This is a genomic window from Micromonospora sp. A3M-1-15 (assembly GCF_024213425.1).
GTDB classification, from domain to species: Bacteria; Actinomycetota; Actinomycetes; order Mycobacteriales; family Micromonosporaceae; genus Micromonospora; species Micromonospora chersina.
Window position 1 is genome coordinate 55,843 of record NZ_JANAVK010000004.1, and the last position, 14,455, is coordinate 70,297.

Below are 14,455 nucleotides of genomic sequence, written 5' to 3' on the forward strand. Positions count from 1 at the left end.
ACCGTCCCCACCAGCATCGACACGCCAACACCACGTGGGGAGCGCTACACAGATGACCGACCCGTACCCGACGCAGCAGCCGCAGCAGCCCTATCAGCAGGGCGGCCCCGGCTACCCGCCGCAGCAGTACCAGCCCGACGCCGTCGGGCAGCCGCAGCCGGCTGGAGACCTCACCACCCCGCCGATCAAGCGCAGCCGCAAGCCGCTCGTCGTCGCCCTCGGCGCCGTCCTGGCCGTGCTGCTGCTCGCCACCGCCGGACTCGCCGTCTACGAGGGCTTCATCAAGGAGGACTCCGGCGTCGCGGCCTGCAAGGCGATGCGCGACGGCACCAAGGTCGTCGCCGACGACAAGTCCGGCGGCGACGACAAGATGACTGAGGCCGAGTACCGGGAGGTGCGGGAGATGTTCGAGGACTCCCGGCACGAGAAGCTCCGGGAGCACGGCACCGCGCTGGTTGACATCGTGTGGCAGGTGTCGAACCTCCCGGAGGGTGAGGAGATGGGGGCGCTGGCGTTCATCGGCCCGATGGGCACTCACGTGGCCGGGCTGCAGACGGCGCGCGCCGATCAGGGCGTCATCGTCAACCTGAACAAGAAGTAGACGAGCAGCTGAAGCCGCCCCCTTTCGAGGTGGGCGGCTTCCTCGTGAGTGGGCGACGGGTGGCGATGATTTTCGGGGGTAGCTGGTAGATCGACTCAAATGTCTGGATTTGCGCTGAGTGCGGGCTGTGCCGTCACAGTCCCCGATGACCAGGCACGATCCGGTCGGAGGCCGTGCGAATATGGGCGACGTGACCCCCGCCAGCCTGCCCCCTATTCTGCTCGTTCTCGGCGACGAGGAGCTGCTCGCCACGCGAGCCGTCTCCGAAGCCGTCGCCCGGGCCCGCAGCGTCGACCCGGATGTGGACGTCCGGGAGTACCAGGCCGGCACGCTGGCGGTGGGGGAGATCGCCGAGATGCTCAGCCCGTCGCTGTTCGGCGGCCGCCGGGTGCTCGTGCTCCGCGCCGGCCAGGACGCCCGCAAGGACCTGGTCACCGCCCTGCTCGGATACGCGAAGAACCCGGACCCGGACGTGCAGCTCGTGGTGCTGCACCTGGGCGGCGCCAAGGGCAAGGCGTTCGCCGACGGGCTGCGGGCCGCCGGCGCGACCGTGGTGCCGGCGGCGAAGCTCAAGGGTCATCGGGAGCGGGTCGCCTTCGTCCGGGACGAGATCCGCCGCCTCGGCGGCAGGTGCCCCGAGGACGCGGCCGAGACGCTGATCGCGGCCGTCGGCACCGACCTGCGCGAGCTGGCCGCCGCCTGCTCCCAGCTCGTCGCCGACACCGACGGGCGGATCGGGGCCGACACGGTGTCCCGCTACTACCGGGGGCGGGTCGAGGTGACCGGCTTCACGGTGGCCGACGCCACGATGGTCGGTGACGTTCCCGGTGCCCTGGAGGCGCTGCGGTGGGCGCTGCACGTCGGTGTCGACCCGGTGCCGATCGCCGACGCGCTGGCCGACGGGGTGCGGACCGTGGCCCGGGTCGCCTCGGCCGGGCGGGGGAGTCCCTACCAGCTGGCGAGCAGCCTGGGCATGCCGGCCTGGAAGATCGAGCGGGCCCAGCGGCAGAGCCGGGGCTGGACGCCGGAGGGCCTGGTGGAGGCCATGCGGGCGGCCGCCGAGTGCAACGCGGCCGTCAAGGGCGGCGCCGACGACCGGGCGTACGCGCTGGAGCGGGCCGTCTTCTCCGTGGCCGCGGCGCGGCAGGGTGGCGGCCGGTGACCCGAACGTGGTCGACGGTCCCGACGGACGAGGAGCGGTATCGGCCGCTCTACGCCCGGGTCCTCGGGCTGCGTTTCGTCAACCCGGGCGGGGTGCTGTGCTTCCTCTTCTTCGAGGGCGCCGTGGCGCTGGCCGTGCTGCTCGCCCTCGCCGAGCTGGTGACCTGGTGGGCGGTACTGGTGCTGCCGGCGGCGGTGGCGGTCATGGTGAAGCTCAACGACATGGTCGCCGAGATCGTGATCCGCACCGCGGCGCAGGTGCCGGAGCAGGAGCGGGACCGCTTCCGCCGGCAGATGGAGCCGGTGGTCGGCCGGGCCGCCGTGCCGTCCACGGCCCGGGCGCTGCCCGGCGTGGCGCTGGCCGGCGAGCCCACGCTGCGGGCGGCCCGCCCCGCGGATCCGCCCGGCGACGGTGAGCGCTGGCCGGACCCGACCCGGACCGACCCGTACCGCTGACCGGAGCCCGACCCGCACCGCCGGGTGGATGCGGAACGCAGACAGCCGGAAGCCCCGGGGCGGTGACCCCAGGGCTTCCGGTCAGGTCTTAGGTGCTCGTCAGGCCGAGAACGAGGCGACGCGCTGCGCGATCGCCGACTTCCGGTTGGCCGCCTGGTTGGCGTGGATGACACCCTTGCTGGCAGCCTTGTCCAGCTTGCGGGTGGCCTCACGCATCAGGGCGGTGGCCTTCTCGGTGTCGCCCGCCTCGGCAGCCTCGTTGAACTTCCGGATGGCGGTCTTCAGCGACGACTTGACCGACTTGTTACGCAGCCGGCGCTTCTCGTTCTGCCGGTTGCGCTTGATCTGGGACTTGATGTTCGCCACGCGACAGCCTCGTCTTGATAGCTCGGGTTGGTCTGCTTTCACGCACGGCGGACATGCGCCATCGCCGCGCGAAAAGCCAGGTTACCAGGTCGCCCGGCGGCGGGCCAAAACGCCTCCGGAGCGGGGCGTCCGGGGGACGGGCAGCCGCGCGAAAGCAGGCTCAGGTCCAGCCCTGGCGGGCGGCGAGCCAGGACAGGGCCTGCTCGCCGCTCCAGCGCTGGTGGGCCCGGATGTGCGGGGACGCGGTGGACGGGCCGGCGGCGGCGCTGGTGAGCAGATAGCCGGAGAGTGCGGCGAGGGTCACGTCCAGCGCGTCGGCCGGGGCGCCGGCGGCGGCCGGGTGGCCGGCGAAGGCGGTGTCCGCGTCGAGGCCGCTCGCGTACCCGGTGATCAGCAGGGTGACCAGGTCGAACCAGGCCGGCCCGTGGCAGAGCCAGTTCCAGTCGCAGATCCAGGCCCGGCCGGCGGCGTCCAGCAGGACGTTGTCCACCCGCAGGTCGCAGTGGGCCAGGCCGGGGGCGGCGTCGGCGTAGGCGGGGAGGCGGGACTCCAGCGCGGCCAGCTCGGGCAGCGGCGCCCAGGGCGGCAGCGGGGGCGCCGGTTCGCGGCCGGCGGCCACCTCGCCCCACCAGAGGATGTCGTCGCGGGCCAGGTCGGCGAGGCGCGGCAACCCGAGCGCCACGAGGTCCGCGGGCGGCGCGGCGAGCGCGGCGGCCACCTCGGCGTACGCGGTGAGGGTGGCGTCCAGCTCGGCGGGTTCCCAGGGCAGCCGGGGCGTGTGCCCGTCGACCGCGGTCAGGGCGAGCGCGTACCAGCCGGCCTCGGTGAGCGCCCAGCGCGGGCGGGGGACCGGCAGGCCGGCGGGGAGCCGGGCCAGGACGGCGGCCTCGTGGGCGTACCAGTCGACCAGGTGCCGCTGCTCCGCCAGCGCCGCCGCCTTCACGAACACCGGCTCGCCGGTGGGGCCGGTGAGCACGGCGGCGAAGCCGCGGGTGAAGCCCGCGCCGGCCGGGCTGGCCGTCACCGGGTGCCCGCCGAGCCGGGCGGCCAGGGCGTCGCGCAGCCCGGCCGGCAGCTCGGCCCAGTCCGGCCGGTCGGCGGTGGCGTCGTACGGCACCGGGGGCAGGGAGATCGAGGGCACCCGCCCATGCTGCCGCACCGGGACGTCGGTGTGCTCTGCCAGACTGCGAGGCCATGAGGACCGACGAGTTCTGGCAGTTGATCGACGACGCCCGGGCCGGGGGCGGGGGAGAGCCCGCGGCGGTCGCCGCCCGGGCCGTGGCGCTGCTCGCCGAGCGGGACCCGGAGGAGATCGTCGGGTACGCCCACCACCAGCAGCGGGTGCTCGCCGCCTCGTACAAGGTCGACCTCTGGGGCGCCGCGTACCTGATCAACGGTGGCGCGTCGGACGACGGCTTCGAGTACTTCCGGGGCTGGCTGATGACCCAGGGCCGGGCGGTGTTCGCCCGGGCGGTCGGCGATCCGGACTCCCTCGCGGAGCTGCCGCAGGTCCGGTCCGCCGCGCTCAGCGGCGAGGAGTTCGAGTGCGAGGACATGCTCGCGGTGCCGTGGGAGGCGCACCGGAAGGCCACCGCTGCCGACCTGCCGGCGGACCGGGACCCGGTGCGGGCGCCCGACCTGAACGACTTCTGGGACTTCGACGACGAGGACGAGGCCCGGCGGCGCCTGCCGAAGCTCGCCGCCCTCTTCGTCGAGCCGCCCGAGGAGTGACGCCGGAGCAGTGCCGGGGGAGCACCGGTGCGCCCCGGACGACGTGGGAGCATAGAGGGGGCCGGCGGCGCGCCGGCCCGCTCACGTCAGCCGACCAGAACGGACCGCTGTGCCACCGACGCTCGATCCCGGCGCGAACGCTCCTGGTGCCACCGACCCGGCGCGCATCAGGAACTTCTGCATCATCGCCCACATCGACCACGGGAAGTCGACCCTGGCCGACCGGATGCTGCAGCTGACCGGCGTGGTCGACCCCCGGCAGATGCGCGCCCAGTATCTCGACCGGATGGACATCGAGCGCGAGCGCGGCATCACCATCAAGAGCCAGGCCGTCCGGATGCCGTGGACCATCCGTGAGGGCGACCGGACCGGCGAGACCGCCGTGCTCAACATGATCGACACCCCGGGCCACGTGGACTTCACCTACGAGGTGTCCCGGTCCCTGGCGGCCTGCGAGGGCGCCATCCTGCTGGTCGACGCCGCCCAGGGCATCGAGGCGCAGACGCTGGCCAACCTCTACCTGGCGCTCGAGAACGACCTGCACATCATCCCGGTGCTCAACAAGATCGACCTGCCGGCCGCCCAGCCGGAGAAGTACGCCGAGGAGCTGGCCCACCTCATCGGCGGCGACCCGGCGGACTGCATCCGGGTCTCCGGCAAGACCGGTGAGGGCGTGCCGCACCTGCTCGACGAGATCGTCCGGCAGTTCGTGCCCCCGGTCGGCCAGGCCGACGCCCCGGCCCGCGCCATGATCTTCGACTCGGTCTACGACGTCTACCGCGGCGTCGTCACCTACGTCCGGGTGATCGACGGCCTCATCAGCGCCCGGGACCGGATCAAGATGATGTCCACGGGCGCCGTCCACGAGCTGCTGGAGATCGGCGTCATCTCCCCGGAGATGGTGAAGGCCGACGCGCTCGGGGTCGGCGAGGTGGGCTACCTGATCACCGGTGTGAAGGACGTCCGCCAGTCCCGGGTCGGTGACACGGTCACCATCAACGCCAACCCGGCCAAGGAGGCGCTCGGCGGCTACAAGGACCCGAAGCCGATGGTCTACTCCGGCCTCTACCCGATCGACGGGTCCGACTACCCCAACCTGCGCGAGGCGCTGGACAAGCTCAAGCTCAACGACGCCGCCCTGGTGTACGAGCCGGAGACCTCGGGCGCGCTCGGCTTCGGCTTCCGCTGCGGCTTCCTCGGCCTGCTGCACCTGGAGATCATCCGGGAGCGGCTGGAGCGGGAGTTCAACCTCGACCTCATCTCCACCGCGCCGAACGTGGTCTACCGCGCCATGCAGGAGGACGGCGAGGAGATCGTGGTGACCAACCCGAGCGAGTACCCGACCGGCAAGATCGCCGAGGTGTACGAGCCGACGGTGCGGGCCACCGTGCTCACCCCGAACGACTACGTCGGTGCCGTGATGGAGCTCTGCCAGGGCCGCCGGGGCAGCCTGATGGGCATGGACTACCTCTCCGCCGACCGGGTGGAGCTGCGCTACACCCTCCCGCTGGCCGAGATCATCTTCGACTTCTTCGACCAGCTCAAGAGCCGGACCAAGGGCTACGCCTCGCTGGACTACGAGCCCTCCGGCGAGCAGGCGTCCGACCTGGTCAAGGTCGACATCCTGCTGCACGGCGAGCCGGTGGACGCGTTCAGCGCGATCGTGCACAAGGACAAGGCGTACAACTACGGCACGACGATCGCAGCGAAGCTGCGTTCGCTGATCCCGCGCCAGCAGTTCGAGGTGCCGATCCAGGCGGCCATCGGCAGCCGGGTGATCGCCCGGGAGACCATCCGCGCCATCCGCAAGGACGTGCTCGCCAAGTGCTACGGCGGTGACATCAGCCGGAAGCGCAAGCTGCTGGAGAAGCAGAAGGAGGGCAAGAAGCGGATGAAGATGGTGGGCCGGGTGGAGGTCCCGCAGGAGGCCTTCATCGCGGCACTCTCCTCCGACTCCGGCGACGGCAAGCCCGCCGGCAAGAAGTAACGGCGTCCACGCCACGGCCGGCGCCCCCGTCGCGGGGCGCCGGCCGTTCGCGTACCCGAAGAATTTTTCCTCGGCGGCGGGCCGCGCGGAACCGCTCCCACCTGGGAAATCCGGGCCGGGCCGGAACCGACGCACGGCGGTCCGGCGGGCGGGGCGGGAAGTGAGTCGGTTTGGTTTTTCGGCGGCTCGGGAACTTAGCGGTCACGACAGGAACCACACAGATTGTGTGAAACCTCTTAGAAGGAGACAACCGTGACCGTCTGGGGCATCATCACCGCGCTCGTCGTTGGTCTGATCGTCGGCGCGCTGGGCCGCCTGGTCGTTCCGGGCCGCCAGAACATGCCGATGTGGCTGCACATGCTGATCGGCGTGGGTGCCGCGCTGCTGGGCACCGTCCTGGCCCGCGCGCTCGGTATCGCCACCGAGACCTCCGGCATCGACTGGATGGAGCTGCTGGTCCAGGTCGTGCTCGCCGCCATCGCCGTCGCCCTCGTGGCCGGCGTGGGGCGTCGCCGCAGCGTCTCGCGCTACTGACGCACCCCCCGAAGCGCCTCAGCGGGCGCCCGACCAGCCGGTCGGGCGCCCGCTGGCGTTTGCGCCCGGCCGGCGAGCGGGCATTGAACGGGGTCAGCGCGGGAAATGGCCGGCCGCTCGCTTCCCCGCGCCCGGATTCGGCCACGAAAGCCCAGCTCAGAGCTGTCCGGAGCAATTCGTCACCGGAGTCGGTTTGGATTTTCGGCGGGTCGGGAACTTAGCGGTCACGACAGGAACCACACGATCCCGTGTGACTCATTCTGAGAGAAGGAGGGCGACCGTGGACCTCACCGTTTGGGGCATCATCACCGCGCTCATCGTTGGTCTGATCGTCGGCGCTCTGGGCCGCCTGGTCGTCCCGGGCCGCCAGAACATGCCGATGTGGCTGCACATGCTGATCGGCGTCGGCGCCGCGCTGCTGGGCACGATCGTCGCCCGGGCGTCCGGCTTCGCCGACACGGCCGGCATCGACTGGCGGGAGCTGCTGCTGCAGGTTCTGTTCGCCGCCATCGCCGTGGCCCTGGTGGCCGGTGTGGGGCGTCGCCGCGGCGTCTCGCGCTACTGACCTCATCCCCCGAAGCGCGCCAGCGGGCGCCCGACCAGCCGGTCGGGCGCCCGCTTCCGTGTCCGCCCTGAGCTGCCCGGACGGCACCCCTGCCGCCCGGGCGCACGCCTGCGATACCGTCGCCACGGCCGTCCGCCGCGAGTACCCCCTGTTGTAAAGGAAATTTTCCTACTAAGGTGCGGCGGAGAAGGTTAGTGCCAACCGGCCCCGAGGGAGATATGGCGTGAACAGGTGGAAGCGGCTGGCTCCGGTCACCGCCATCGTGGCGTCGGCCGCGATGGTGCTCTCCGGATGCGGTGGCTCCGACGACGACGACAAGGCCGCGGACAACAGCAAGCTGACGGTCTGGATGATGGGTGAGGGCGGCGACGCCCAGACCAAGTTCCTCGACGGCGTCGAGGCGGAGTTCAAGAAGAAGCACCCCGAGACCGACGTCGTGGTGCAGTACATTCCCTGGCTCGAGGCGCCGAAGAAGTTCCAGGCCGCGCTCGCCGGCGGCGAGGGGCCGGACGTCACCGAGCTGGGCAACACCGAGACCCAGGGCTGGGCGGCGCAGGAGGCCCTCGCCGACGTCACGGGCAAGTTCAACGGCTGGTCCGAGGGGAAGGACATCCTCCCCGACCTGGTGAAGAACGCCCAGCTCGACGGCAAGCAGTACGGCGTTCCGTGGTACGCCGGCGTCCGCGCCATCTACTACCGCACCGACTGGTTCGCCGAGGCGGGCGTGAAGCCGCCGACGACCTGGGACGAGCTGGTCGCCACCGCGAAGGCCGTCCAGGCCAAGAAGCCGGGCACCTACGGCATCGCCCTGCCCGGCAACTCCGAGCTGCCGTTCTACTCCTTCCTGTGGGCCGCCGGCGCGGAGATCGCCACCAAGGACGGCGACAGCTGGAAGTCCGGCTACAACACGCCGGAGGCGCAGAAGGCGGTCAAGTTCTGGACCGACCTGGTGACCGTGCACAAGGTCGCCCCGCCGGCGGCCGCCGGCTGGAACGAGGTCGACGCCCGTACCCAGTTCGCCACCGGCAAGGCCGCCATGGCGTTCGCCGGTAGCTGGCAGGGCGGCGCCATGAAGAAGGACAACCCCGAGATCGAGAAGGTCTGGGGCACGTTCCCCATCCCCGGTCCGGACGGCAAGCCGGCCCCGGCCTTCGCCGGCGGTTCCGACATCGCCCTCTGGAAGGACAGCAAGCGCCAGGACCTGGCCTGGGACTACCTGACCGTGCTGCTGAGCAAGCAGAAGGACCAGGAGTTCGCCAGCAGCCTGAACTTCTTCCCGGTCTACAAGGACCTGGTCGGTGGCGGCAACTACGCCAACGACAAGGTGATGGCCGCGTTCGCCACCACCATGCAGAACACCAAGCTGACCCCGCTCACCCCGAAGTGGGTGGAGGTGAGCCGGACCAAGACGGTGACCCAGGCCATGAACAGCTCCGTCATCAAGGGGCAGAAGACGGTCGAGAAGGCCACCGCCGACGCGGCCACCGAGATGGAAAGCATTCTCAACGCCAAGTGACCACGCTGACCAAGGCCACCGGCGAAGCCGCCGCGTGGACCGCCTCCCGTACCTGTTGCTCCTGCCCTGCCTGGCCATCATCGGGGTGCTGCTGCTCTGGCCGCTCGGCCAGGTCGTGATGATGTCCTTCTACAAGCTGGACAGCGTCCGGCAGCTGCGGGGGGACCGCGAGTGGCCGTGGGTCGGCCTGGCCAACTACGCGCAGATCCTCGGCGACCCGTTCTTCCGTACGGTGCTGCGCAACACCGTGCTCTTCGCCGTGGCCAACGTGGTGCTCACCATGATCCTCGGCACCCTGGTCGGGCTGCTGCTCAACCGGCTCGGGAAGAAGATGGCCACCTTCGTGGCGAGCTGCGTGATGCTGGCCTGGGCCACCCCGGCGCTGACCGGCACCATCGTCTGGAAGTGGATCTTCGACGACACCAGCGGCCTGGTCACCTGGCTGTTCAACAAGCTTCCGGACGGGCTCTCCACGGCCGTGTTCGGGCGCAGCGACTGGACCGGCTACGGCTGGTTCAACGACCCGCTGCTCTTCTTCGCCATCCTGACCCTCGTGGTGGTCTGGCACTCGTTCCCGTTCATCGCGGTCAGCGTGCTGGCCGGCCTGAAGAGCGTGCCGAGCGAGCTCCAGGAGGCCGCCCGGGTGGACGGGGCCGGGCCGTGGCGGGTCTTCTGGTCGGTCACCTTCCCGATGCTGCGGCCGGTCTTCGGCATCCTCGTGGTGCTCTCCACGATCTGGGACTTCAAGGTCTTCACCCAGCAGTTCGTGCTGGCCGGCGGCACCCAGGACCGGTCGACCTTCATGCTCTCCATCTACTCCTACGCGGAGGCGTTCTCGCCGCCGCCCAAGTACGGCCTGGGCTCCTCGATCGCCGTCATCCTCACCCTGATCCTGCTCGTGGTGACCGGCGTGTACGTCCGTATGGTGCTCCGGCAGGAGGACGAGTCGTGAAGAAGATCGCCCTCAACGGCGCCGGGCTGCTGGTCGCGCTGTTCGCGGCCTTCCCGGTCTACTGGATGGTCGCCACCTCGCTGAAGCCCAATCGGGAGATCTTCTCGGCCACGCCGCGCCCGGTGCCGGCGAAGCCGACCCTGGAGCACTACCGGGAGATCCTCACCGGCAACCTGATCCCGGGCGTGACCTTCACCGACTTCTTCCTCAACAGCGCGCTGGTGGCGGTGGCCACCGTGGTGCTGAGCGGGCTGGTCGCGCTGCTCGCCGCGACCGCGGTGGCCCGGTTCCGCTTCAAGCTGCGCACCACCTTCCTGATCCTGCTGCTGGTGGTGCAGATGATCCCGCTGGAGGCGCTGGTCATCCCGCTGTTCCTGATGATCCAGCGGCTCGGCCTCTACAACACCCTGCCCAGCCTGATCCTGACCTACCTCGGCTTCTCGCTGCCGTTCGCGGTCTGGATGCTGCGCGGCTTCGTGGCCGCGGTGCCCAAGGAGCTGGAGGAGGCGGCGGCGATCGACGGGGCCAGCCGGGCCCAGACCTTCCGCAAGGTCCTCTTCCCGCTGGTCGCGCCCGGCCTGGTGGCCACCAGCATCTTCTCCTTCATCACCGCGTGGAACGAGCTGATCTTCGCGTTGACCTTCGTCAACGATCAGAGCAAGTACACGCTGCCGGTGGCCATGACGTTTTTCTTCGGGCGGGACGACACGGCGTGGGGCTCGGTGATGGCCGCGTCGACGCTGTTCACCCTGCCGGTGATCGTCTTCTTCCTGCTGGTCCAGCGCCGCATGGTCTCCGGCCTGGTCGCCGGGGCCGTCAAGGGTTGAGGTGCCCGGGAGGAACCCGCTTCCCGGCGCCCGGCGGCGGCCCCTAGGCTGACCGCCATGACAGGCAGGCTGGCGGCGGTGAACCTCGGCGTGGTGACCGAGGCGGAGTGGGCGGGTGACCCGAGCGGTCGCAGCGGCATCGACAAGCGGCCCGTCGACGGTCGGGTGGACATCCGGTTCGCCGGCGTCACCGGCGACTTCATCGGCGAGCGTGCCCACCACGGCGGCCCCGACCAGGCGGTCTACGCGTACGCCGAGGAGGACGCCGGCTGGTGGGCCGGCGAGCTGGGCCGGGCGTTGCGGCCGGGCGCCTTCGGCGAGAACCTCACCACCTGGGCGGTGGACGTCACCGGGGCGGTGATCGGCGAACGCTGGGCGGTCGGCTCGGCGCTGCTGGAGGTGACCAAGCCGCGCACCCCGTGCACCACCTTCGCCGGCTTCTGGGGCATGCCCGACCTGATCAAGCGGTTCACCGTCCGGGGCGCGCCCGGGGCGTACCTGCGGGTGGTGCGCGAGGGCGAGGTGGGCGCCGGCGATCCCGTCGAGGTGGTCGACCGGCCGGCGCACGGCGTGACGATCGGCGAGGTGTTCCGGGCGACCACGCTGGAGCCGGACCTGCTGCCGCGCCTGCTCGACGTGCCGGAGCTGCCCGAGTCGGTGCGGGAGAAGGTCCGCCGCCGCCTCGGCGCCGCCGCCGGCTGACCTCCGGACCGAAGCGAAGTCGGATCAGGCCGCGGCGAAGACCTCGGCCAGCACCTGCGTGGCCGGGTCGCCCTTCACCTTGGCCCAGGTGCCCTGCTCGGCCGTCCACTCCAGCTCGCCGAAGCGGACCCGCTTCACCCCGTGGTCGTCGGCGTGCGAGACCAGCCAGTGGGCGTACCGCCAGCCGTTGCGGCTGTCGGTGGCCGGCACGGTGAGCCCGGTCAGGTCGGTGGCCGAGTTCAGCTCCGGCAGGCCCCAGTCCAGGGCCAGGCTCTGCAGGAGGGCGGTGGCGGCGGCCGGGCCGCGCATCGTCGGCGTCGGGCCGACCGTGCAGGCCACCGCGCCGGTGGCGTTGCCGAGCAGGGCGCGGGTGAGCACCTGCGACTCGTCCGCCCACTTCTCGTACGCCTCGGGGTAGGCCGACCGCTGCACCCGCTGGGCGGCCTCGGTGACCCGCAGCTTCTCCCAGCCCTTGACCTTCTTCAACGCGGCGTAGAACTTCTTCGCCGCGTAGCGCGGGTCGCGGATCTCCTCGGGCGTGCCCCAGCCCTGGCTCGGGCGCTGCTGGAACAGGCCGAGCGAGTCCCGGTCGCCGTGCGCGATGTTGCGCAGGTGCGACTCCTGGTAGGCCGTCGCCAGCGCCACCACCACGGCCCGCTCGGGCATCTTCCGCTGCACGCCGATCGCCGCGATGGTGGCCGCGTTGGCCATCTGCTCGGCGCTCAGCACGACCTCCCCGTCGGCCTGGACGGTGCAGGTCCGGCTGGCCAGCGGCAGCCGCAGGTGGTGCCCGAACTGCTTCGTGACGAACCAGACGCCGAGCAGGGCCAGCACGGCCACCACCACACCCGATGCCACGATCGCCCCACGCGTCCGCACCCGCACCCCCAGTCCCGACAGCCCGCCCAGCCTACGTCGCCCACTCCAGTGTCCGGGTCGGCCGACCGGACGCCTCACCGTCCGTAGCCGGCCCCGCACCTCCGGCCTCAGTCTGCGGCGGGCACCCAGGCGGCGGGCCGCTTCTCCCGGAACGCGAGGACGCCCTCCCGGCCCTCCTCGGACAGGAAGTACCCGGTGGAGAGCGCGGCCAACTCGGCGATCTCGGCCCGCAGGTCGGTGGCGGCCGGGCGGCGCAGCAGCTCCTTGGTCCCGGCGAGGGCCTTCGGCGCACCCTTCACGAGCGAGGCGCGGTAGCGGTCCACGGCGGCGTCCAGCGCGTCCGCCGGCACGGCGGCGGTGACCAGGCCGATCTCGGCGGCCCGCCGGCCGTCGAAGGTGTCGCCGGTCAGGTACAGCTCGGCGGCGGCCCGGGGGTGCAGCCGGGGCAGGACGGTCGCCGAGATCACCGCGGGGATCACCCCGATCCGGACCTCGGTGAAGGCGAACGTGGCCTCCTCGGCGCAGATCGCGAGGTCAGCGGCGGCGATCAGGCCCAGCCCGCCGGCCCGCGCCGGCCCGGCCACCTTCGCCAGCACCGGCTTCGGGCACTCGCGGACGGCCACCAGCACGTCGCCCAGCATCCCGGCCGGCACGGTCCCGCTGGCGTACGCGGCGGCGGTCTCCTTCAGGTCGGCCCCGGAGCAGAACACCGGGCCGGTGTGGTCGAGCACGACGGCCCGGACCGCGTCGTCGGCGACGGCCGCGGCCAGCCCGGCCAGCAGCTCGGTCATCAGCGGGGTGGAGAGCGCGTTGCGGTTGTGCGGGCTGTCCAGGGTGAGGGTGGTCACCCCACGGGCCGTGGCGACCCGCACGAGAGCGTCCGGAGAGGTCATGCCGGGCACACTAGTGGCCATGCCCGGCGTCCTTCCAGAAGGCGAACCCGTCCCGCGCGACGGGGCGCTGCCCGCTGCCGCCCGCCGCTCCGTCGGCGCGCGCGGCTTCGGGGTCTACGTGCACGTCCCGTTCTGCGCCAGCCGGTGCGGCTACTGCGACTTCAACACCTACACGGCGGCCGAGCTGGGCGGTGGCGCGAGCCGGGAGACGTACGCCGACACGGTGCTGGCCGAGCTGGCCCTCGCCGGCCGGGTGCTGGGCGACACCCCGCCGCCCCGGGTGGACACCGTCTTCGTGGGCGGCGGCACGCCCACCCTGCTCCCCGCCGACGACCTGGCCCGGATCCTCGACGGCATCGACCGCACCTGGGGGCTGGCCGGCGACGCCGAGGTGACCACCGAGGCCAACCCCGAGACGGTCAGCCCGGAGTCGCTCAAGACCCTGCGGGCCGCCGGCTACACCCGGATCTCGCTGGGCATGCAGTCCGCGGCGCCCGGGGTGCTGGCGATCCTCGACCGGCAGCACAGCGCCGGCCGGGCCACCGCCGCCGCCCTGGAGGCCCGGGACGCCGGGTTCGACCACGTGAACCTGGACCTGATCTACGGCACGCCGGGGGAGAGCGCCGAGGACTTCGCCGCCTCGCTGGACCAGGTGGTCGCGGCGGGGGTGGACCACGTCAGCGCGTACGCCCTCATCGTGGAGGACGGCACCCGGCTGGCCGCCCGGATGCGCCGCGGCGAGCTGCCGTACCCCAGTGACGACGTGGCGGCGGACCGCTACCTGGCCGCGGAGGCCGCCCTCGGCGCGGCCGGCTTCTCCTGGTACGAGGTCTCCAACTGGGCCCGCTCCGAGGCGGCCCGGTGCCGGCACAACCTGCTCTACTGGACGGGCGCCGACTGGTGGGGCCTCGGCCCGGGGGCGCACAGCCACGTCGGCGGGGTGCGCTGGTGGAACGTCAAGCACCCGACGGCGTACGCCCAGCGGCTGGCCGCCGGGGAGTCGCCCGGTCTGGCCCGGGAGCTGCTCACGCCGGACGAGGCGCACATGGAGGACGTGATGCTGCGGCTGCGGCTCGCCACCGGGCTGCCCCTGTCGGGGCTCGACGAGGCGGGCCGGGCGGGCGCCGAGCGGGCCCGGGCCGACGGCCTGCTGGACGCCGAGGCCTACGCGAGCGGCCGGGCGGTGCTCACCCTGCGCGGCCGGCTGCTCGCCGACGCGGTCGTGCGCGACCTGCTGCCCTGAGCGTGTGACGCGCCGGTCCCGGCCGGCCCGTGGGCCGGCCGG

16 protein-coding genes are annotated in these 14,455 nt (G+C 72.1%); 12 read left to right on the forward strand and 4 right to left on the reverse strand.

Annotation, left to right across the window (positions count from 1 at the left end):
• Nucleotides 1–52 precede the first annotated feature (52 nt).
• The 3 genes from NLX85_RS20670 (at nucleotide 53) to NLX85_RS20680 (ending at nucleotide 2,218) form a co-directional block, all read left to right on the forward strand.
• Nucleotides 53–601 carry a hypothetical protein gene (locus tag NLX85_RS20670; protein ID WP_254337605.1) on the forward strand — a complete coding sequence of 183 codons (549 nt, stop codon included), beginning with the start codon at nucleotides 53–55 and terminating at the stop codon, nucleotides 599–601.
• Between the two features lie 181 nt (nucleotides 602–782).
• Nucleotides 783–1,763 carry a DNA polymerase III subunit delta gene (gene holA / locus NLX85_RS20675; RefSeq protein ID WP_254337607.1) on the forward strand — a complete coding sequence of 327 codons (981 nt, stop codon included), beginning with the start codon at nucleotides 783–785 and terminating at the stop codon, nucleotides 1,761–1,763.
• Nucleotides 1,760–2,218, forward strand: coding sequence for a hypothetical protein (locus NLX85_RS20680; RefSeq protein WP_254337609.1), 459 nt, complete (start codon nucleotides 1,760–1,762; stop codon nucleotides 2,216–2,218). The genes holA and NLX85_RS20680 overlap by 4 nt, the downstream gene beginning before the upstream one ends.
• A 99-nt stretch (nucleotides 2,219–2,317) precedes the next feature.
• Here the strand turns inward: NLX85_RS20680 and rpsT are convergent, their stop codons facing one another.
• Nucleotides 2,318–2,584, reverse strand: a complete 267-nt coding sequence (gene rpsT / locus NLX85_RS20685) for a 30S ribosomal protein S20 (RefSeq protein WP_189198073.1) — start codon at nucleotides 2,582–2,584, stop codon at nucleotides 2,318–2,320.
• A 160-nt stretch (nucleotides 2,585–2,744) separates the two neighbouring features.
• Nucleotides 2,745–3,725, reverse strand: a complete 981-nt coding sequence (locus tag NLX85_RS20690; RefSeq protein WP_254337611.1) for a phosphotransferase — start codon at nucleotides 3,723–3,725, stop codon at nucleotides 2,745–2,747.
• Between the two features lie 53 nt (nucleotides 3,726–3,778).
• Between NLX85_RS20690 and NLX85_RS20695 the strand changes: the two genes are divergently transcribed.
• The 8 genes from NLX85_RS20695 (at nucleotide 3,779) to NLX85_RS20730 (ending at nucleotide 11,398) form a co-directional block, all read left to right on the forward strand.
• Nucleotides 3,779–4,315 (forward strand): DUF4240 domain-containing protein, encoded by a 537-nt coding sequence (locus NLX85_RS20695; RefSeq protein ID WP_254337613.1) that lies wholly within the window; start codon nucleotides 3,779–3,781, stop codon nucleotides 4,313–4,315.
• Nucleotides 4,316–4,424: 109 nt separating this feature from the next.
• Nucleotides 4,425–6,302, forward strand: coding sequence for a translation elongation factor 4 (gene lepA, locus NLX85_RS20700; protein WP_254337615.1), 1,878 nt, complete (start codon nucleotides 4,425–4,427; stop codon nucleotides 6,300–6,302).
• A 252-nt stretch (nucleotides 6,303–6,554) separates the two neighbouring features.
• Nucleotides 6,555–6,836: a GlsB/YeaQ/YmgE family stress response membrane protein gene (locus NLX85_RS20705; protein WP_254337617.1), complete on the forward strand. Its 282-nt coding sequence runs from the start codon at nucleotides 6,555–6,557 to the stop codon at nucleotides 6,834–6,836.
• 280 nt (nucleotides 6,837–7,116) lie between these two features.
• Complete coding sequence (locus tag NLX85_RS20710) at nucleotides 7,117–7,401, forward strand: GlsB/YeaQ/YmgE family stress response membrane protein (RefSeq protein WP_254337619.1); 285 nt, start codon at nucleotides 7,117–7,119, stop codon at nucleotides 7,399–7,401.
• A 223-nt stretch (nucleotides 7,402–7,624) separates the two neighbouring features.
• The gene (locus NLX85_RS20715; protein ID WP_254337621.1) at nucleotides 7,625–8,917 is read left to right on the forward strand and encodes an extracellular solute-binding protein; all 1,293 of its coding nucleotides are present in this window, start codon (nucleotides 7,625–7,627) and stop codon (nucleotides 8,915–8,917) included.
• A 34-nt stretch (nucleotides 8,918–8,951) separates the two neighbouring features.
• Complete coding sequence (locus tag NLX85_RS20720) at nucleotides 8,952–9,869, forward strand: carbohydrate ABC transporter permease (protein WP_254337623.1); 918 nt, start codon at nucleotides 8,952–8,954, stop codon at nucleotides 9,867–9,869.
• Nucleotides 9,866–10,696 carry a carbohydrate ABC transporter permease gene (locus NLX85_RS20725; protein ID WP_254337626.1) on the forward strand — a complete coding sequence of 277 codons (831 nt, stop codon included), beginning with the start codon at nucleotides 9,866–9,868 and terminating at the stop codon, nucleotides 10,694–10,696. The genes NLX85_RS20720 and NLX85_RS20725 overlap by 4 nt, the downstream gene beginning before the upstream one ends.
• A gap of 57 nt (nucleotides 10,697–10,753) precedes the next feature.
• Nucleotides 10,754–11,398, forward strand: a complete 645-nt coding sequence (locus NLX85_RS20730) for an MOSC domain-containing protein (RefSeq protein ID WP_254337628.1) — start codon at nucleotides 10,754–10,756, stop codon at nucleotides 11,396–11,398.
• A gap of 24 nt (nucleotides 11,399–11,422) precedes the next feature.
• Here the strand turns inward: NLX85_RS20730 and NLX85_RS20735 are convergent, their stop codons facing one another.
• Together NLX85_RS20735 and NLX85_RS20740 are read right to left on the reverse strand one after the other, a co-directional pair.
• Nucleotides 11,423–12,283, reverse strand: a complete 861-nt coding sequence (locus tag NLX85_RS20735; protein ID WP_254337629.1) for a hypothetical protein — start codon at nucleotides 12,281–12,283, stop codon at nucleotides 11,423–11,425.
• A 101-nt stretch (nucleotides 12,284–12,384) separates the two neighbouring features.
• Nucleotides 12,385–13,170 (reverse strand): enoyl-CoA hydratase-related protein, encoded by a 786-nt coding sequence (locus tag NLX85_RS20740; protein WP_254337631.1) that lies wholly within the window; start codon nucleotides 13,168–13,170, stop codon nucleotides 12,385–12,387.
• A gap of 19 nt (nucleotides 13,171–13,189) precedes the next feature.
• Between NLX85_RS20740 and hemW the strand changes: the two genes are divergently transcribed.
• Nucleotides 13,190–14,413, forward strand: coding sequence for a radical SAM family heme chaperone HemW (gene hemW, locus NLX85_RS20745; RefSeq protein ID WP_254337633.1), 1,224 nt, complete (start codon nucleotides 13,190–13,192; stop codon nucleotides 14,411–14,413).
• The last annotated feature ends 42 nt before the right edge of the window (nucleotides 14,414–14,455 follow it).

What these genes read in the sequence shown, in the direction of transcription:
- NLX85_RS20670 (WP_254337605.1), top strand. Translation starts at nt 53, where the DNA reads ATGACCGACCCGTACCCGACGCAGCAGCCGCAGCAGCCCTATCAGCAG.
- holA (WP_254337607.1), top strand. Translation starts at nt 783, where the DNA reads ATGGGCGACGTGACCCCCGCCAGCCTGCCCCCTATTCTGCTCGTTCTC.
- NLX85_RS20695 (WP_254337613.1), top strand. Translation starts at nt 3,779, where the DNA reads ATGAGGACCGACGAGTTCTGGCAGTTGATCGACGACGCCCGGGCCGGG.
- NLX85_RS20730 (WP_254337628.1), top strand. Translation starts at nt 10,754, where the DNA reads ATGACAGGCAGGCTGGCGGCGGTGAACCTCGGCGTGGTGACCGAGGCG.
- NLX85_RS20740 (WP_254337631.1), bottom strand. Translation starts at nt 13,170, where the DNA reads ATGACCTCTCCGGACGCTCTCGTGCGGGTCGCCACGGCCCGTGGGGTG.
- hemW (WP_254337633.1), top strand. Translation starts at nt 13,190, where the DNA reads ATGCCCGGCGTCCTTCCAGAAGGCGAACCCGTCCCGCGCGACGGGGCG.